A 19,003-nucleotide genomic window follows, 5' to 3' on the forward strand; every position below is an offset into this window, starting at 1 on the left:
CGAATTGCCTCCCTTGTATAAAAATGGTATCCTTTCGTGTAAAAATGGAATCCCACCACATCAAACGTTCACCGTTTTGCCGGGAAACCGGATAATGTTATTCACCACCATCACACCGATCAAAATCAGTGAACAGCCAACGTAGGCGTTCCAGCTGAGCGTTTCATTCAACACAACCACACCTAAAAAAATCCCGAAAACCGGAATCAGGTAGGTAACCATGGCCATCGAACTGGCGGGCGTGGTTTCCAGCAATCGGTAATAAACGATGAACGCCAGCCCCGTTCCGATGATCGCCAGTGCGAACAGTGACGACACCGCCGGCAATGAGGGAAACGCCAGTTGATACGGTTGATCCACCAGCAACGCAACCGGAATCAATAACACTGATGCCATCGACAATTGGGCTGCCGGAGCGACCAATCCGGGTAAACCGCGCAAATATGTTCGGGTGAAAACAATGTTCACGCCGTAACAAAATGCCGCCAACAACACCGCCAGCAATCCCAAAGTTGTCGCCTCAACGCCGCCGAACAGCGACGGTGCAACCAGCACCAATAATCCGCCGAATCCGATAATTGCGCCAATAATTTTCCGGGTGGAAAGCCGGTCGTCATCCGTAAAAAAATGGGCAATTACCAGCGTAAACAGCGGCGTTGTGCCGTTGAGAATTGCTGCCAGCGCGCTATCGATATACAATTCACCCCAGTTGAACAGCACAAACGGCATCGCGTTGCCGAACAATCCGGCGATGGTAAATTTCAGCCACATGTGCCGCCCCTTGGGCAGAGCGCGTTTGCGCAGCCGCAGCACAACCAGCAAAATCAGCGCGGCAATCGTCACCCGCGCAGCCGCCATCGTTAATGGCGGAATTTCGTGCACCGCTACTTTAATGAACAAAAACGACGGTCCCCAAAGTGAAGCTAAGAGCAATATTCCCAATATATTACGATTATTCATGTATGAGGTTTTTCTATGGAAAAGGTTGAGAGAACAGCGTATCAGGATTGCAAGTTGGCTGCCTTCGCATTTTTATTGTGATGCAGAGACAGTAGAATGGATGCCAGCAAAATCACGCCGATTACCGCCAACGCCCAGCCAACCGGAATATGAAAAATATCGGAAATGAGCATTTTCAGCCCGACAAACGATAGGATAATTGCCAGCCCATATTTCAAATAATGAAAAATATCCATGATTCCCGCGAGCACAAAATACAGCGCCCGCAGTCCGAGGATCGCAAAAATATTGGAACTGAGCACAATAAATGTATCGGTTGTGATACTCAAAATCGCCGGGATGGAGTCGAGGGCAAACATTACATCGGTGGTTTCCACCACAATCAGCACCACAAACATGGGTGTGGCAACCCACTGCCCGTTGTGACGGGCAAAAAATTTACCTTCTTCAAAAATATTGACAACCGGCAGCCATTTCTGGTTTTCCAGAAAAGTGAGCACCGGGTTTTTGTTGGGATCAACCGAATCTTCTTTGCCGAACGCCATTTTGTAACCGGTAAAAATGAGGAAAATACCGAATAAATAAATGATCCAGTGAAACTGGTTGATGAGGGCAACACCGGCAACAATCAGCAGTCCGCGCATCACCACAGCGCCGATAATTCCCCAAAAAGGATGCCGTGCTTGGGGCGGCGATACGCTGAAATAGGAAAACAGCATCACAAAAACAAAAATATTATCCACGCTCAGGGATTTTTCAATGAGGTAACCGGCTAGAAATTTTAACGCCAGTTCCGATCCGGCGTAAAAATATAATCCGAGATTGAACAACAGCGAAACGCCGATCCAGACACAACTCCAGATCGCCGCTTCTTTTACAGAAATTTTATGGGGATTTTTATGAAAAACGCCGAGATCCAACGCAAGCATGAACACAACAACAGCGATGAAAATCAGCCACAACGTTAACGAATCGGGCATTTAAGCTCCATGATTTTTCCAAATGCGGTGAGGAAATTACGAATTATTGTTAGCACAACAAAGGAAAATCAGGGATTTTGTGGCAATATTCGGTAAAACGCTGTGGGAAAATGGTTCATTTTCCGGCTGATTCTGTCTTCCGCTGATAGTGAATATTCCACACATCCTGCCATGTTTCACCGTTATCGGCGGAGCGTTGCCAATCCCAATCGAAACTGTTCGCAGCGATGTTCCGAAACACCATCCGTGAAACATAAGTGACACCATTGCGTTGAAAAGGCGCTGTTCGCAGCTCCATTTTTCCATCGGCAAATCCGCCGGTAAACAGCAGATAACCGCCGCTATTGTCCACCCAGGTTTGCTGCCACAGCTGCTTTTGCGAATTGTAAACCGACCAGCTTTTGCCGATAAACGAGCTATCTGCAAAACTAAAATTTTCAAAAATAACGCATTCGCCCAAATATTGAACAACGTGGTTGACACCGCGCCCGGTTTGCCCTTCCGGCGTACCGCCCTGCCCGCCCGGCCAGGTGAGTTCCCACTCCCCTATCCAAAAATCGAATTGGCGTGCTTCCGGTGCGGAACACGGTTTTTGGGAGTTCTGTGCCGCAGCAAATTGCAAGATTGCGAACATCAATAAAATTAACAGTTTGTGCACTTTTTTCTCCTTTACATTTTACAACAAACCGGGAGCAAAGAACTCCCGGTTTACTATCATAATTTTCGTTTTACCGCATCAACACCAATTTGCGGGTGGCGGAAAAACCTGCGGTTTCCAACCGATATAAATACACGCCGCTGGCAACATTTTTCCCGGATTGACCCGTTCCATTCCACTGTATTTCGTAACTTCCAGCAGGTTGCGATTCGCTGACCAACGTTTTCACCTGCTGACCGAGCAGGTCGTAAATTGCCAGTTGCACATCGCTGTTGACGGTCAATTGATAGCGAATTGCCGTTTCCGGATTGAACGGATTGGGATAATTTTGTTCCAACACAAACCGTTGGGCAACGCCGCCGTTTTCACCGGGTAATCCGGTCAGCGTGCTGTCTTCGGTAATTTCCATGAATTGGTTGACGCTCAGCGTACCCATTTCCTGCACGATACCGGACGGCCATTCGATGCGCAGCGAATCGATTTGAGCGGCATCGCCAAAGCCGAAATGCACCCGCAAATCGTTTTGCGAATTGAACGAATTTTGGGAAGAAATTTCGCGAAGCTGCCAAACGGCATTGCCGTTGATCGTCGCTTTGGCGCGAACTTTTGTTCCGATCGCCGCACGATTGGAGCGCGTGCCAACGCATTTCACGCTGATCCAGCCGTTGCTATTTCCCACATTATTGCGAAACAATTGCATATTTGCCGTGGGTCCGGAGAGCAGCAAATCGAGATCGCCATCGTTATCAAAATCGCCGGCCGCACCGCTGCGACGGGTGGATGAACCCTGAAATGCCAGCGTATCGATGTCGGTAAACGTGCCGTCGCCATTGTTGCGATAGTAACGATCCGCCACGCTGTTATCGTTGCCAACATAACAATCGAGATCGCCATCGTTATCAAAATCGCCCCAAATGGATGCCAACGATGCGCCGGGATCGGTGACCATCGGGATACCGGAAAATCGCGTAAATGTGCCGCCATCGTTGCGATAAAAGCGATTGGTTGCGCCTGCCCAGTTGGTCAAATAAGCATCGAGATCGCCATCGTTGTCGAAATCGATCCAGTTCCAGAGCTGTCCGTCCTGATTATCTGTCGCAATCGGCGAGGTGGTGATTCGCTCAAAATCGATCATCCCCGATTCGACAAACAAGTTTTTGTAGAGAAAATCCGGTGCAACTGTTCCGTTCGCCGGACCGGAACCGATGAAATAATCGATATCGCCATCCTGATCGTAATCGCTCCAACTGCCCACCGTGTATGGCTGAAAACCGTTGGAAATCAGGTTGGAATCCAGCTCTGTAAACGAAAATGCCGGTGCGCCGTCATTTAGCAATAAATGGTTTATCGTCGGATTGTTGGTTGGCGGGATAAATCCGGCCGGATGATTGGTGGCAATATCAACAAACCCGTCATTATTAATATCCGCCCATGCACACGACCACGCCCGATGCAAAACCGAATCGATCAATGCGCCGGCATATTTTTTGGAAAACGTATCATCGCCGTTGTTGTGATAAAGGAAGCCAAAAGCACCAACGGTGAACAGGTCGAGATCGCCATCGTTATCGTAATCCGCCCAGCTATGCCCGACGCTGCCGCCGATGCCGGAATTTGTCAATTGCACAAAAACGCCGCCATCGTTGCGAAACAACCCAACCACGCCGATAAACACATCCAGATCGCCATCGCCATCGTAATCCACAAAACTGGCACCCTGATATCCACCGGGACCGTTCCCCACAAAAGGATATTCCAGCCCGGACAATGGCTCAAACGACTGCGCAACTGCCAACGACGAACAAATGCCAATGATTGCAATCGCGCAAGACAACTGTAATCGCTGAATCAGTAAAAGAAAAAACATAGCTAACCTCCATAGTTTGGTTAAAGTTACTGCACCAAACTACGGTTTCCGGCGTTGTCGGAACATACCCAATTGTGGAGATATTTTTGCTGATTTTGAGGAAATTCGGGGTAAATATGATCACCTGTCATATCGAAAGGCGGGTTTGGCGATCGCCAAGTTGATCGAGAATTTTGTGGTGGGTTTTCGGGAGCGGATAATCGCTGATTTGCGACCATTTCACCCAAACAAAATCGCGGGAATTGGCAACCGCGATATCTCCGGAAACGTATTCGCAGCGAAACACATGGCATATAATTTTGAAATGGGTAAATGCGTGGCGAACCGGTTCCAGTGATTCGATGCCAGAAACAGATACACCACAAACATCACGAATACTTTGGATAACCGTTTTTTCATCCATCGTTCCGGAAACGTTTTCGACAGTCGGGAACTCCCACAAACCGCCGAGCAAACCATTTTCCGGGCGACGAACGAGCAGCACCGCATCGTTTTTTTCAACGATAGCGATCAGCCAGTGTTGCACCGGCGTTGCTTCGCGAACCAGTCGTTTTGGCAATTCCGGCTGCATATTTTTCGCAACAGCGAAACAGTTTTCGCGAACCGGACAGTTGCCGCAGAGCGGCTGTTTCGGTCGGCAAATCAGCGCACCAAGCTCCATCATCGCCTGATTGTAATCGCCGGGACGGGATTTTTCGAGCAGTTCATCCGCAAATTGCTGGAAAATTATCAGCGATTTTGGGTCATTCACCGGCGCGTCGATGCCCAGCAATCGCGCCAAAACACGCTTCACATTGCCATCGACAACTGCATACGGTTGGTCAAACGCGATGCTCTGCACCGCCGCCGCGATGTACGGACCAACGCCCGGCAATTGCCGGAACGCTTCGTAATCCGCCGGAATTTCCCCGCCAAATTTTTCGACCATTTGCTGCGCTGCTTTTTGCAAATTCCGGGCACGGGAATAATAGCCCAATCCTTCCCACAATTTGAGCACCTGCTGCGGCTCCGCATCCGCAAGTGACGCAATATTGGGAAACGCCGCCAAGAAACGATAAAAATACGGGATCACTGTAGCAACCTGCGTTTGCTGCAACATCGCTTCGGACACCCAAATCTGATACGGCAATCCGCTGCTTCGCCAGGGCAAATCGCGTTGTTCAGCAGCGTACCAATCCAGCAATTGCTGCCGGAATTGCTGTCGCTGTGTTTCATCAAATGTAATTTCTGACGCCGTTTTTTTCATGGTGCACAGTTTATCTTCGTTCCGATTGCATTTCAAGCGAAATTTTTTCCGGCACCTGCACTTGCGGATTTGCCTCATCTTTGTTTAATTATCTGAATTCAAAAGAGTTACCCTACGAAAAGCACGAAAGAAACGAAAAGGCGTTAAAGTTGCCCGGAATAATCTATCCTGATGAAAGTTATGCAATTATGGGTGCATGCTTTAATGTTTACAAAGAAAAAGGCTGTGGCTTTTTAGAAGCCGTCTATCAGGAATGTCTGGAAATTGAGTTTAAGGTAAAAAATATCCCTTTTAGATCCCAACAAGAGGTAAAATTAACATATCGTAATCATGAATTAAAACAATTGTTTAAACCCGATTTTATTTGTTATGATAAAATAATTTTGGAGATAAAATCTGTTTCAACTTTAGTTGATGAACACAGAGCACAAATCTTAAACTATTTGAATGCGACAGAAATGAAATTGGGATTACTCATAAATTTCGGACATTACCCAAAACTCGAATATGAAAGATTTGTTATGGCGGAAAACAAGGCAGCATACTTTTTAAATCAAATAAAGCAGCCATGAAAGTATCATTACTATACAAATCTCAAAAATTGGATATCGAGTAAATTGAAAACCGGAACATTGAGTATGTAGCATTAAATTTTATTTCGTTTCTTTCGTATATTTCGTAGGAAAAAAACAAAAAAATAGCAACTGCCGGAGGTCTGCAATGTCCAATATTAATCGTCGCGATTTTATCAAAAAAGCAGCCGTTGTTACCGCAGCCGGCAGCGCCGGAATATTGGCAGCCTGCGGCAACAAAGAAGAAACCGCAGCAAACGGCGCACCCGCGGTGCAAACCGGCAAAACCTATCACTGGAAAATGGTAACAACCTGGCCGCCAAAATTTCCGGCGCTCGGCGAAGGCGCGGATCTGTTTGCAAAATGGGTCGACGAAATGTCCGGCGGACGGCTGAAAATCCGCGTTTACGGCGGCGGCGAACTCGTTCCGCCACTGGAAGCGTTCGACTCCGTGAGCCAGGGCGCAGCGGAAATGGGTCACGGTGCGGCGTATTATTGGGCTGGAAAATCGCCGGCAGCACAATTTTTCTGTGCCGTTCCGTTCGGGATGAATGCCCAGCAAATGAACGCCTGGCTGATCGCCGGCGGCGGGATGCAGCTTTGGGAAGAACTTTATGCCCAATTCAATCTGGTGCCGTTCCCCTGCGGCAACACCGGCGTACAAATGGGCGGCTGGTTTCGCAAAAAAATCGATTCGATGGCGGACATTAAAGGATTGAAAATGCGCATCCCCGGTTTGGGCGGAAAAGTCATCAGCAAAGCCGGCGGCTCTGCCGTGCTCTCTGCCGGCGGCGAGATTTTCACCAATCTGGAGCGGAATGTCATCGACGCAACCGAATGGATCGGGCCATATCACGATTATTTGATGGGATTTCCAAAAGTTGCCGCATACTATTATTATCCGGGCTGGCAGGAACCATCGGCTGTGCTGGAAATGTTTGTCAACAAAACCGCGTTTGATGGCTTGCCAACGGATTTGCAAAACATCATCCGCGCAGCGGCAATGCGGGCAAACAGCTGGATACTGGCGGAATTTGAATCGAAGAACAACCAATATCTCCAAAAAATATTGACGGAATTTGACACAAAGCTCCTCAAATTTCCCGATGACGTGCTCGCCGGATTGAAAAAATTTTCCGATGAAGCCATTGCCGAAGTGCTGGAAAATGACCCGTTCAGCCAAAAAGTTTACCAATCGTATCAAAATTTCCGGAAGCAAATCGCCAAATGGTCTGCGATTTCCGAAAAAGTGTATTATTCAGATTTGGGTGAATTATAGCCAAAATATGCAAAAATTTTGCATATTCCCGCAAAACGAACGAATTCTTTTTGATTACGTGATGGTTGTCACCGAAAATCTGAAAAAGCGATTATTTTATTAGGGATTAACGTTAGCTTGGAGCGAAGGAGCTTTTAAATAGATGAAAATGTTGAATCGACTATTGGGGCGCAACCGGTCTGACCTGATTCCTGCGGAACCGTTTGCTGCGAAAATTATTTTTGAATGCGCCCGTGTGCTGGATAATCGCGCCAGAGTGGAAGCGGCTGTCCAGGAATTTATGCAGAAATATCTGGATGCGATTGCCGAACCGCCGGTCATTACCCAGGCCAGCGATGGCAACGTGATCGAAATTACCATGCTTTGCGACGATCAGGACGATATGCTGCAATTCAACCGCGAACTGGAAATAATCGCCTTCCGCTATGGTTTGCGCGAATAACCTGCCCTATTGCCAATCATCTCCGGCATCATCGGTGAATACAAAACTGCTTTCCGCATGGAACAGCGGCGTTGAATTATCTTCGGGAATATCCGTTTTCCGTCGAATCGTTGTGCGCCGCTCAACCAGCGAATTAAATCGCGGATCAGCGTAAATCGCCCGCCACAGCCGCTCTTCGTCCGTCAAATTTATCACAATGTCGTGCCGCAAAAAATCTTCGTATCGCCTGCCAACCAGATTCCGGTTTTCCATCAAATTCTACCATCATTTATTTTTTTCAGTGCGTAATTTGAACGGGCAATTTAAATTTGAATCCGTCATCGAACAAGATAAAACAGGATCGAAATCATGCAAAATCAGACAGAAATGACCGCAATTGCCAACATTGTGGAAGATTTATACCCCGAAATCGTCGCGTTCCGCGAAGAGCTGCACCGCTTTCCCGAGCTGAGCTGGCAGGAACACGAAACCATCGGGCGGATTGAACGCAAACTGCGCGAACACGGCATCACCGCTATGCGCAAACCGCTGGACACATCGCTGGTGGTGGATCTCGAATTTCAGCCGGACGCACCGTTTATCATGTTGCGGGCGGATGTGGATGCGCTGCCCATTCAGGATGAAATTGATCAGCCGTATCGCTCCCAAAATGCCGGTGTTTGTCACGCCTGCGGACACGACGGACACACAGCGATGGTGTTGGGAACGCTGTTAGCCATCCACAAATCCGGGGTGAAACTGCCGCACAATTTGCGATTTGTGTTTCAACCGGCGGAAGAACCATCGGACAGCGGCGCTCCGAAAATGATTGAAAAAAATGTGCTGGACGGCGTCAAACTGGCGCTCGGCATGCATCTGGAACCGCGATTGCCGTTGGGCACGTTTGGGCTGGCATCCGGTTGGGTGAACATGCGCAGCGACCGGGTGGACATCAAACTGAGCGGTGCCGGCGGACATTCCGCGCGACCGAACGAAACGGCGGATTTGCTGTGGATCGCCAGCCGCATTATTCAGGATGGCTACAGCATGATCTATCGCGGAATGGATTTGCGGGACTCGCCGGTCATTCTCACTTTCACCGAAATTCACTCCGGGCAGGGTTACAATATTATCCCGCGCGAACTGAACATGACCGGCACGTTGCGTTTCGCGAATCCGGAAAAACAGGAAAAGTTTTTGGCGCGGTTCCGTCCCTATCTCGACAGCCTCGCTGCGGAAAATCGTTGCGAGATTGAGCTTCGCGTTAAAAATGGTGCACCGGCTATTTATAACGACCCCGAACTCACCGGTCAACTAATCCGCAATGTCGAAAACCATTTTTGGCTGGCTGCGGAAATGAACACCGAATTCCGCACGCCCGGCGGCGATGATTTCAGTTATTATTTAAATCACGTGCCCGGCAGCATGGTTCGTGTTGGTGTCCGAACGGAACGCACAACCGCCAGCCTGCACGAAGGCACATTTGATATACCTGCGGAATCGTTGAAAAACGGCATGGCGTTTTTCGTTTGTCAACTGATACATTTGTCTGTAGGGAATTGAACGGGCAAGTTAAACAATATCAGCAGCTTACCGGATACTGAAACGACAGTTGCGTTCCAGTATCCCGGCGCTGCAATCAACAACAGCTTACTTCTTTTTTGCTGCGATTACCTGACGCACTTCAGCTTTTTTACGCTTCACATAACGCTTGCGACGGGCGCGTTTTTCACGGGCAGCTAATTGTTTTCCCATTACGATCTCCTTTTATGGTTTTTGATGATTTTTTTTCATACAAACAGTTTTTAATATAATACCGCCGCTGTCGAGATGCAAAACGTAATTTATGGCAACCGTTTTCTGCGCTTTTGTCATTTGGATTTGTGCGATTTCTTTGTTAAATAGTTGCGGGAAAGGTGTTCGGGAAAATGGCGCCGGCATTATACACACTATTCACTAAGCCATTGATTTCCAATAGTTTAAAGATGCCGGTTTTTCGTAATGGATGACGAACAGGTGTTACGGGTGATATGGCAAATTTTAACACGCATTTAATTACGGCATCAACCATCAGCGGGATTGCTGCAACGGCACTTTTCGGTGTGGGCGTGCTGAGTGGCGAAGAAGCGTTGCTCAATTTTGCGCTCGGCTCTGTCGGTGGTTTGTTGCCCGATCTGGATTCTGATAATTCAATTATTGTAAAAGCCATGTTCAGTGTTATTGCGGTAATTATCGCATTTATGACGGTGTTCCGATTATCAACGATTTTGTTTATTGCGGAAATGATGCTGGCATGGCTGGCAGCGTTTATCGTTGTCTATTTTATCGGGTTTGGCATTTTTAAACGTTTTACCGTTCACCGGGGCATTTTTCACTCTATCCCGGCGGGGGTTTTATTTGGTTTTATCATTATTTTTGTATTTTCGGAAGTGCTTTATTTTCCGTCGCTTAGCGCATGGATGACCGGTTTTTTTGTGATGATTGGCTATCTGGTTCACCTTATTTTGGACGAAATTTACAGTGTCGATTTGGCCAATCAAAAAATCAAGCGTTCATTCGGTTCTGCGGTGAAATTATGGCAATCGGACAATATTCCCGGCACGGTTATCGTTTATTCGATCATATTGGTCGGCTTTTTTTTGCTGCCTCCGGCACAACCGTTTGTAGATACCATTTTTAATCCGGCATTGATTGCCACATTTAAGGAACGGCTGCTGCCGGCAAACAGTTGGTTTATACAACTGCGGTAATTCGATAGCATGTAATTTCGGATCAATGTTCTGATGCAGGGCAACTATTTATTTCAGGAGTAACACACGACGATGCTGACAGTTATTGAAAAAGTGATTTTTTTGCAAAATGTTGAAGTGTTTTCGGATGTTTCCACCGAAAACCTCGCCTATCTCGCGGCCATTGCAGAGGAGGTAACCACCGCCGCAGATGACATCATTTATCATGAAAACGAACCATCCAACGCGCTGTATCTGGTTTTGGAGGGGCAGGTTCGCCAGCATCGCAACGGGCAGGAAATTACCGTAAACAACCCGAAAGAGGCCTTTGGTGCATGGGCATTACTGGACACTGCGCCGCGTGTTTCCACAGCAACGGCGCTTTCCGATTGCAAGCTGCTGCGCATCGACCGCGAAGATTTTTTTGATCTGCTGGCAGATCACACCCAAATCACTCAGGATGTGTTCAAATCGGTGGTGCAACGGCTGAGGATGTTGATGGAAAATTTGCGCCCCAGCCCATCGGTTCAGCGGTAAAATGGTAACGTTGATAATCGTTAAACTTTGAGCGGGGAAAACCTTATCGTTATACTCTCGTCCAAAACTGCCGGTTATTTTTTGAATTGCAAAACAGAATTTACCTTAAACCGGATAAAGGTGTTCCAGGCAGGAGCCTGGAACGAGGTGTAACGGAGCGGCAGTGGGGCTAACACTGCCGCTCATTATTTTCACCCCAACCAGAAATTGGAGGTGATCTTCCGAATTGGATACTACGTTTCATAGATTTATGAGAGTGGGTTACCTTTGCATCCGTAAAATAACGCCACGGGCGTTTCGTTCACCCACCGCAGCCATTGTTTGATTTTTGTAGCTACAGCTATAATAAAGCGCTGCAGCAACCTCAGGTAATGCCGCCAGTTCAGTCCATTAAAATGACCCACCAGACCGAAGTGACCGACCACGAAGATGTCGTTGATATCTGTTCCGCGAATCCGTTCTTTGGTATAGGATGGAAGAGTTTCATCAAGTTGCCAGGGTTCCTGTTGGTGGCGAAAAACACACCATCACCAGAGGCAAAAATAGTATTGGGTTCATTAAACCAGATTGATAATGCGCGTCGTTCTGGTTTCCAATTCAACGTGTCCACCATACCATTGTTAAAAATTCTGACAATCTTCCGATCGCCCGATGAGGTAGTATTGGCAACAGCACAAAGGATATAATATTCATTGCTTATTGGGTCTTGCGCTCCCCAGATATCCTGAATGGTGGCTTCCGTACACTGTCCAGCTTCTGCCAACTGCTGCCGTTGTAGTGAACAATGGTGCCTTTACTTCCGGCAAAATAAAGATTGGACAGGGAAGTTCCCCATATCCGATAGACGCTACCATCTTCATCATCTAAAACACCCATATCCCAAAGATGATAGAGTTTCCAACCATTAGCTTCCGGAAGATAAGGTAAACCACTGGAAAAGATAACATTTCCATCTTTCAAGGCAAATACACCTTGTAAAGCTACCCAGGTCGGCTGTCCACGAAAATTTACAAATATCCGTTGGAACTCCCATTCACTACCATTCCAGTATACGCGTTATAAGGTGGCACCCAGTTACCCAGGCTGTCAACGGTGTCTGTTTCTGCTGTGTGAATTTCCCCACCGCCCAGATGTCGTTTTCGTTCACAATCGCAACATCCAGCAAATAGGAGCTGCGCGTGCCAATCGTGTCGAGTGTCCAGGTAAAGCTGTGGCTGGTGGTGTCCGGTCCCGCGGGCAAGGGCGGTTCGCTGGTATTTTTGCTGCACTGCCAGAGCAGCAGGGCGGCTAAAGCCAATAAAAACAGAAGGGAAGAATGCTTCATTGTAGCTCCGAATCCCGGTTTTTCGTTTACTTTGGCAACAGCGCTGCCAAACATAAAATTGGTTTTACGGCTATATCCATTAACAATATATTTTGCCTGACGCAGTCCGGTGTTCACCAAAATTGTATGAAAATATTACGGGTAAGCCAATACTTTTGCAACTCTATTTCCTTGCTCACTGATAAGATAATACATTTAAAAAAATGCAATGTAAAAAGAAAAAGTCACTAGAGTAGGTTAGGGGTTTATTGAGAGCTGGCGATGGAAAAGAAAAAGGCAAAAGAAAAAGTGAAAAGGAAAAAGATGGTAGAGGCAATTCATGAATTGCCTCTACTGTCAAATATGCATACTCCATTTCAGATGTCTAAAATCCAGTTTGCAAAGTGCAAATACGGGTTTTGATGTCGAGAATCCGTTTTGCAAAACGAAAATACGGGTTTTGATATCGGGAATCCAGTTTGCAAAGTGCAAATACGGGTTTTGATATCAGGAATCCAGTTTCAAAACGCAAATACGGGTTTTGATATCAGGAATCCAGTTTGCAAAACGCAAATACGGGTTTTGATATCGGGAATCCAGTTTGCAAAACGCAAATACGGGTTTTGATGTCGGGAATCCGGTTTGCAAAATGCAAATACGGGTTTTGATGTCGGGATTCCAGTTTGCATCGGGAATGATGGCAACAATCAAGCAAATCGGGCGCTTTTTGAAAAAATGCGTTCACAGCAGGCGTTTTCAACGCGGATCAAATTTTTGGAAAATGTATTGATTCAAATCGGGCAAACATGTATTATAAAATTTTTCGAAATGTCATTTAAAATTGCAACAAACAGGTGTTTATTTAACGACATTTCATATATTGACGGGATAAAAAATAAGCGATAAAACACCTAAAACATCAGGTTTAGCCATTTGACCGATTCACTCAAAAAACAAATCGATGTTCTGGAACAGAATAAATCCGATTTGGAAAACAAGCTGGCTGTTGCGCTGGATCAGTTAGCGGAACTGGATAAATTTGTGCTGTTGGGACGCCTCACCGCCGGGATTGCCCACGAGATAAACACGCCATTGGGCGCGTTGCGCAGCAATAACGATTTATTCATCCGCTGTCTCGCAAAAATCCGGAAAATGGTGCTGGATGAATCCGGTCAATCGCCAAATGAAACGGAGCTAAAAAAGCTGCTTGAAACCATGGATCAGTTGAATGCGGTGAACAAAACCGCATCGCAACGTATTGTAAATATTGTAAATGGCGTTCGCAGCTACGCCCGTCAGGATGTGGACAAACGTCTGGACATCGATTTAAATGCGTTGATCGCGGATACGCTGCCGCTGCTGCAACACGAGATCAAAAACCGGGTTGAAATACATCGTAACTTTGGCCAAATTCCCCCCGTAGGCTGTAATCCCAATCAAATCAGCCAGGTTTTCCTGAATATTTTGGTCAATGCCAGTCAGGCAATCACGGGTAAAGGCGACATTTTTATTGATACATTTTGTGAAAATGATACGGTAATTATCGACATTCGCGATACCGGAAAAGGCATTGCACCCGAAAACCAGGACCAGATTTTTGAATTAGGGTACACCACCAAAGGCATTGGTGCAGGTATGGGATTGGGGCTCGCGTTGGTCAAACAAATTGTTGAAGCGCATTGCGGCAGCATTTCCGTAACCAGCGAACCCGGAAAAGGCGCTACGTTCCGGGTGGTTTTGCCCGTTCATCAACCGGACTGTTGAGCTTATCAATCGGCTTGTTAAGCGGGCAATTACGTATTAAATTCAAAGCTATTCGAAGCATGACAGGAGAACAGTAATGCAATCAGAAACCGCAAACGTGGTTTTAGTTGACGACGAAGAAATGGTGCTAACCAGCCTGAGTTCATTTTTGATGCTGGAAACCGAGTACGAGGTGCATACCTTTACATCCGCAAAAGAAGCGCTGGATTTTATCAAAAAAAATCCGGTGGATATTGTCATTTCCGATTACCTGATGCCCGAAATGGACGGCATTTCTTTTTTGGGAAAAGTGCGCGATGTGAAGCCGGAAATTCCCCGCATCATTTTAACCGGATATGCGGATAAAGAAAACGCCATCAAAGCGATCAACGAAGTCGGGTTGTATCAATACATCGAAAAGCCGTGGGAAAACGACGATCTGCTGATTATCCTCCGCAACGGGTTGGAGAAAAAGACGCTGATGAACAAGTTGCAACAGAAAATCGATGAGATTAATCGCGCCTATTCCGAGTTGCAGGGCATTCACAAAGAGATTGTCAAAACCTTTGTTTAGCCCGGTACTTCCCGTTTACGAAAGACCTCTAAGACGCTGTTTATTTAATACTTTAATCAATTTTTTATGGAGCCGTTAATGAGAAAGAAACCTTTCCTTTTACGCCGGTTTGTTCAATTGAATGTTTTTGTTTGTGTATTATTGATATTGTCCTGCAATTCCAATTCGCAAATAATACCTATTAATAATGATGCCAATTACGGAAAAACTTATCCGTTGATGCCCGACGGCGAGATCAAAAATATTATTTTCTTTATCGGCGATGGCATGGGCATTGCGCAAATCACCGCCGGACGCATCTATAAATACGGCGCAAACGGACGACTGCACGTTGAGCGGATGCCTGTTACCGGTATCGTTCACACCAATTCTTCAGACAATCTCATAACGGATTCAGCTGCTGGTGCAACTGCGCTGGCTTCCGGCGTAAAAACAAAGAACGGCATGATCGGCATGAACCCGGATTCCGTCGCAATGACGACAATTCTGGAATTGGCCCAAACTGCCGGTAAATCTACCGGACTGGTTGCAACATCTTCCATTACTCATGCAACGCCAGCCTGTTTTGCATCGCATGTTGATTATCGCAAAAAAGAACCGGAAATCGCTGATCAACTGGTGCAATCCGGTGTGGATGTGCTGTTGGGTGCCGGAAAAAGTTTTTTTGTTCCCAAAGACAGTGCAGAAAGCCGTCGCGAAGACGAGCGCAATTTGCTGGTCGAAGCGCAGCAAGCCGGTTATTCCGTTGTGCAAACCCGGGAAGCCCTAGCCGCCATCAACAGCGGAAAAGTGCTCGGATTGTTCGCCGATGTTTCGCTCAAAAACGAACGCCCGGAACCGACGCTCAAAGAATTGACTGAAAAATCACTCGAATTACTCAGCAAAAACAACAAAGGCTTTTTCCTGATGGTTGAAGGCAGCCAAATTGATTGGGGCGCTCACGATAACAACCAGGAGTACACCGTTCGGGAAATGCTTTCGTTTGACGAAGCTGTCGAAGCCGGAATTCAATTTGCGATGAAAGACAAACACACGCTGGTGGTTGTAACGGCCGATCATGAAACCGGCGGATTGACCATCGAAGGCGGCAGCTTTACCGGCGGCGAACTGAAAACCGATTGGACAACCGGCGGTCATACCGGCGTTCCCGTCCCGATTTTTGCGTTTGGACCGAATGCTGCCAAATTCAGCGGGGTTTACGACAATACCGCCATCCCTCAAATATTTGCCAAGATCTGGAATTTTTCTGATTTCCCGAGTGTTAAAAAATAGATGTGTTAATTCAATTGGTATTTGGGTATCTGCGATAAACTTTCGTGACCTTCGGGGGATTCCTGCCTTCGCAGGAATGACCGATCAAGTGTCTTTTCTGCAAATTCAGGAATCTCCGAATTTCTACTCAAAATCAATGATGCGCTGAAATAAAAAATAAACCATTTTCCCCGGAACAGTTATGAAAACAAAACATCTGACGCAACGATTTGGCATTTTCTCAATGCTGGTTTTGACATTTTTTTGAGCAATTGCGCTCCCCAAAACAATTGGCTCCGGTGGTGCAAGTCACACAACCGGAAGCGCCGATGCTCCCGATTGCCGAAAAAACTTTGCCGCGCGAATTGAAATGGGTGCTGCAATCGGCGGAATACGAAGCTATTTGTAACATTGTTTACCAAAAAGCCTGGGAATCGGTAAAACAACAGGCTTCCCTTACGAATGAAAACTGGGCTGTGGTTTTGGATATTGACGAAACAGTGCTCACCAATGCCAGCTATGAAGACACTTTAATTCGCCACGGAAAAAGCTATCCGTATTTTTGGGCGGATTGGGTGAATCAGGGCACCTGCCCGCCGGTTCCCGGTGTCAAAGCATTTTTGGACAGCGTTCGCACGCTGGATCGGGCGCATGTTGCGTTTATCACCAACCGGAAAGCTGTTTTTGAGGCATCGACAATCGCAAATCTCAAAAAAGAAAATTTGTGGGGCGATGGCGATGTGCTGCTCTGCCAAATCGACAAAAAAGATACCAAAGAAATCCGCCGGCAGGAAGTGATCAACGGCAGCGGCCGTTGCGACGGCAACGGCACCCGCAAAATTCTGGCGCTTATCGGCGACCAGCTTGGCGATATGGACGATTACGAAGCCGTTTCGGCAACTTCCAGCGCAGCACTTGTTGAACATTACCGGAATCATCCAAACTGGGGTGTGACATTTTTCATGCTCCCCAATCCCGTTTATGGCGATTGGCTGGGTGGCTACGGCAAAAAATAAATGGAGTATATTATGGCAGAACCGTCCTCATCCGGCATGACCTGGCTGGTTTTTGTAGTGATGACTATTTTTTCGTGGGGCTTGTACGGCGTGTTTTTACACAGCGGGCAAATTGGCATGGCGGATCCGGTGAACGGTCGTTATAAAGCTTTTTTGTTTGTGGGAATTGCCTATATGCTGACAGCGATCATCGGACCGATTTTGGTGATGCTTGCGAATGATGTCAGTTGGAGTTTTCCCGTAAAAGGCATGGGCTGGTCTTTACTGGCAGGGATTGTCGGGGCGATTGGCGCGTTTTGTGTACTGCTGGCGTTCGGCGCGAAAGGCACGCCGGCAGTGGTAATGTCGCTGGTATTTGCCGGCGCACCGATTGTCAATGCCATCGCAGCGATGATTTTACATCCCCCGGCAGGCGGGTTTTCCGGTTTGCGCTGGCAATTTATCCTCGGCATTTTGTTGGCTGCGTTTGGCGGCTATCTGGTTGTAAAATATAAACCTGGACCCGCTCCTGCGAAAGCTGCCGTTCATCAGCAACAAACGATGAACCGGAGCGGCAGCTGATGTATCCGGATGCCAACTTGCACGAGCAACTGCGCTTTCGCCAACTCCGGGATTTGCGGCAAATGCTCACGCTGGTGATGCGGGAAAACCGGTTTTACCAATCCAAATTCCGGGAAGCGGGTTGTTTATCGCTACCCGCAACCATCGAAGATTTTCTCGAAAAATTTCCGTTCACCCGAAAAACGGAACTGGTGGCAGATCAAATTGCCCACCCGCCGTACGGCACCAACCTCACTTTTCCGATTAACAGCTACACCCGTTTTTGCCAAACCAGCGCCACTACCGGCGTTCCGCTGCGCTGGCTGGATACGCCCGAAAGCTGGGCGTGGATGCTCAATAGTTGGGACACCATCTATCGCAATGCGGCGATTTCCGAAAAAGATGTGGTTTTCTGCGCCTTTTCGTTTGGCCCGTTTTTGGGATTTTGGACAGCGTTTGAAGCAGCTGCCCGAATGGGCTGCCTGACCATTCCCGGCGGCGGCATGAGCAGTCTGGCGCGATTGCAAACCATTCTCGCGAATAACGTTACTGTGCTGTGCTGCACACCGACCTATGCCATCCGGCTTGGCGAAATTGCGGCAGCAAACACCATCAATCTGGCAGAAAGTGCGGTTCGATGTATTGTCGTTGCCGGTGAACCGGGCGGCAGCATTCCGGCGGTATATCAACGGATCGAAACGGTGTGGCCCGGCGCGCGGGTCATCGACCATCACGGGATGACAGAAATCGGTCCGGTGAGTTACGAAGACCCGGACATGCGCGGAAATTTGCGAATTATCGGCAGCGGTTTTATTTCCGAAATCATCGAAGTTGATGGGGAAAAGGCGGTCCCGTCCGGTGAAACCGGTGAGCTGGTGCTCACTAATTTGGGCAGGTGGGGCTCACCACTCATCCGCTATCGCACCGGCGATCTGGTTCGCCAATTGATGATCGAGGACGACAAAAACCCGGATACCTGCCTTTCCGGCGGCATTTTGGGGCGGGTGGATGATATGGTGACTATTCGCGGCGTCAATATTTATCCCGGCGCAGTGGAAGAAGTGATGCGAACATTCGACGAAATTAATGAATACCGGGTTAACATTCGTCCGGTGCGCAGCATGGAAGAATTGCAGGTTGAGGTGGAAATCGATCCGTCCGTTGCCGATGCCGGAAAAATATGTTCGGAGATTGCCGCGGCGCTGCGGGCAGCGTTTGCGCTGCGCATCCCGGTTGAGCGCGTCGAAACGGGCAGTCTGCCGCGATTCGAAATGAAAGCACGGCGCTGGGTGCGCCATTCATAAAAAAGGGCGCTTAAATTAATAAA

The 19,003-nt window shown here is 47.6% G+C and carries 22 protein-coding genes; 13 read left to right on the forward strand and 9 right to left on the reverse strand.

The annotated features are described in order from the left end of the window. Positions 1 to 60: 60 nt before the first annotated feature. The 5 genes from H6629_19225 to mutY all read right to left on the reverse strand — a co-directional run bounded on the left by H6629_19225 (position 61) and on the right by mutY (position 5,711). Positions 61 to 960 (reverse strand): DMT family transporter, encoded by a 900-nt coding sequence (locus H6629_19225; protein MCB9069909.1) that lies wholly within the window; start codon positions 958 to 960, stop codon positions 61 to 63. A 41-nt stretch (positions 961 to 1,001) separates the two neighbouring features. Further along, positions 1,002 to 1,940: a TerC family protein gene (locus H6629_19230; GenBank protein ID MCB9069910.1), complete on the reverse strand. Its 939-nt coding sequence runs from the start codon at positions 1,938 to 1,940 to the stop codon at positions 1,002 to 1,004. 115 nt (positions 1,941 to 2,055) lie between these two features. Next, positions 2,056 to 2,598, reverse strand: coding sequence for a DUF1579 family protein (locus H6629_19235; GenBank protein MCB9069911.1), 543 nt, complete (start codon positions 2,596 to 2,598; stop codon positions 2,056 to 2,058). A gap of 70 nt (positions 2,599 to 2,668) precedes the next feature. Further along, positions 2,669 to 4,465 carry a VCBS repeat-containing protein gene (locus tag H6629_19240; GenBank protein MCB9069912.1) on the reverse strand — a complete coding sequence of 599 codons (1,797 nt, stop codon included), beginning with the start codon at positions 4,463 to 4,465 and terminating at the stop codon, positions 2,669 to 2,671. A 127-nt stretch (positions 4,466 to 4,592) separates the two neighbouring features. Next, a complete protein-coding gene (gene mutY / locus H6629_19245) occupies positions 4,593 to 5,711 on the reverse strand; it encodes an A/G-specific adenine glycosylase (GenBank protein MCB9069913.1) in 1,119 nt (372 codons plus the stop codon). Between the two features lie 188 nt (positions 5,712 to 5,899). On the opposite strand from mutY, the gene H6629_19250 reads away from it, so the two are divergent. From H6629_19250 to H6629_19260, 3 genes are all read left to right on the forward strand, one after another. Beyond that, positions 5,900 to 6,283, forward strand: coding sequence for a GxxExxY protein (locus tag H6629_19250; GenBank protein MCB9069914.1), 384 nt, complete (start codon positions 5,900 to 5,902; stop codon positions 6,281 to 6,283). A gap of 148 nt (positions 6,284 to 6,431) precedes the next feature. Continuing rightward, positions 6,432 to 7,562, forward strand: coding sequence for a TRAP transporter substrate-binding protein DctP (gene dctP, locus H6629_19255; protein ID MCB9069915.1), 1,131 nt, complete (start codon positions 6,432 to 6,434; stop codon positions 7,560 to 7,562). 142 nt (positions 7,563 to 7,704) lie between these two features. Beyond that, the gene (locus tag H6629_19260; protein ID MCB9069916.1) at positions 7,705 to 8,004 is read left to right on the forward strand and encodes a hypothetical protein; all 300 of its coding nucleotides are present in this window, start codon (positions 7,705 to 7,707) and stop codon (positions 8,002 to 8,004) included. Between the two features lie 6 nt (positions 8,005 to 8,010). Here H6629_19260 and H6629_19265 read toward each other — a convergent pair whose 3' ends face one another. After that, complete coding sequence (locus tag H6629_19265) at positions 8,011 to 8,256, reverse strand: hypothetical protein (protein ID MCB9069917.1); 246 nt, start codon at positions 8,254 to 8,256, stop codon at positions 8,011 to 8,013. Positions 8,257 to 8,352: 96 nt separating this feature from the next. Between H6629_19265 and H6629_19270 the strand changes: the two genes are divergently transcribed. The 4 genes from H6629_19270 (at position 8,353) to H6629_19285 (ending at position 11,935) form a co-directional block, all read left to right on the forward strand. After that, entirely contained in the window at positions 8,353 to 9,546 is a 1,194-nt protein-coding gene (locus H6629_19270) for an amidohydrolase (GenBank protein MCB9069918.1), read from the forward strand. A 467-nt stretch (positions 9,547 to 10,013) separates the two neighbouring features. Beyond that, a complete protein-coding gene (locus tag H6629_19275) occupies positions 10,014 to 10,733 on the forward strand; it encodes a metal-dependent hydrolase (GenBank protein ID MCB9069919.1) in 720 nt (239 codons plus the stop codon). A 72-nt stretch (positions 10,734 to 10,805) separates the two neighbouring features. After that, complete coding sequence (locus tag H6629_19280) at positions 10,806 to 11,249, forward strand: cyclic nucleotide-binding domain-containing protein (protein ID MCB9069920.1); 444 nt, start codon at positions 10,806 to 10,808, stop codon at positions 11,247 to 11,249. Between the two features lie 395 nt (positions 11,250 to 11,644). Then, positions 11,645 to 11,935 carry a hypothetical protein gene (locus H6629_19285; protein MCB9069921.1) on the forward strand — a complete coding sequence of 97 codons (291 nt, stop codon included), beginning with the start codon at positions 11,645 to 11,647 and terminating at the stop codon, positions 11,933 to 11,935. A gap of 10 nt (positions 11,936 to 11,945) precedes the next feature. On the opposite strand, the gene H6629_19290 is transcribed toward H6629_19285, so the two are convergent. The 3 genes from H6629_19290 to H6629_19300 form a co-directional block, all read right to left on the reverse strand. Continuing rightward, complete coding sequence (locus H6629_19290; protein ID MCB9069922.1) at positions 11,946 to 12,209, reverse strand: hypothetical protein; 264 nt, start codon at positions 12,207 to 12,209, stop codon at positions 11,946 to 11,948. A gap of 76 nt (positions 12,210 to 12,285) precedes the next feature. After that, complete coding sequence (locus tag H6629_19295) at positions 12,286 to 12,690, reverse strand: hypothetical protein (GenBank protein ID MCB9069923.1); 405 nt, start codon at positions 12,688 to 12,690, stop codon at positions 12,286 to 12,288. Between the two features lie 369 nt (positions 12,691 to 13,059). Next, positions 13,060 to 13,263, reverse strand: a complete 204-nt coding sequence (locus H6629_19300; GenBank protein MCB9069924.1) for a hypothetical protein — start codon at positions 13,261 to 13,263, stop codon at positions 13,060 to 13,062. 222 nt (positions 13,264 to 13,485) lie between these two features. Here H6629_19300 and H6629_19305 point away from each other — a divergent pair, with 222 nt between their 5' ends. From H6629_19305 to H6629_19330, 6 genes are all read left to right on the forward strand, one after another. Continuing rightward, positions 13,486 to 14,316: a hypothetical protein gene (locus H6629_19305; protein MCB9069925.1), complete on the forward strand. Its 831-nt coding sequence runs from the start codon at positions 13,486 to 13,488 to the stop codon at positions 14,314 to 14,316. 76 nt (positions 14,317 to 14,392) lie between these two features. Then, the gene (locus H6629_19310) at positions 14,393 to 14,869 is read left to right on the forward strand and encodes a response regulator (protein MCB9069926.1); all 477 of its coding nucleotides are present in this window, start codon (positions 14,393 to 14,395) and stop codon (positions 14,867 to 14,869) included. Positions 14,870 to 15,088: 219 nt separating this feature from the next. Further along, a complete protein-coding gene (locus tag H6629_19315) occupies positions 15,089 to 16,141 on the forward strand; it encodes an alkaline phosphatase (GenBank protein MCB9069927.1) in 1,053 nt (350 codons plus the stop codon). Positions 16,142 to 16,422: 281 nt separating this feature from the next. Then, a complete protein-coding gene (locus tag H6629_19320) occupies positions 16,423 to 17,136 on the forward strand; it encodes a hypothetical protein (protein ID MCB9069928.1) in 714 nt (237 codons plus the stop codon). A 12-nt stretch (positions 17,137 to 17,148) separates the two neighbouring features. Beyond that, positions 17,149 to 17,697 carry a hypothetical protein gene (locus H6629_19325; GenBank protein MCB9069929.1) on the forward strand — a complete coding sequence of 183 codons (549 nt, stop codon included), beginning with the start codon at positions 17,149 to 17,151 and terminating at the stop codon, positions 17,695 to 17,697. Further along, positions 17,697 to 18,980, forward strand: a complete 1,284-nt coding sequence (locus H6629_19330) for an AMP-binding protein (protein MCB9069930.1) — start codon at positions 17,697 to 17,699, stop codon at positions 18,978 to 18,980. Before H6629_19325 ends, H6629_19330 begins: the two co-directional genes overlap by 1 nt. Positions 18,981 to 19,003 lie beyond the last annotated feature (23 nt).

The sequence above is a fragment of the Calditrichia bacterium genome (assembly GCA_020634975.1).
Taxonomy (GTDB): Bacteria; Calditrichota; Calditrichia; order RBG-13-44-9; family J075; genus JACKAQ01.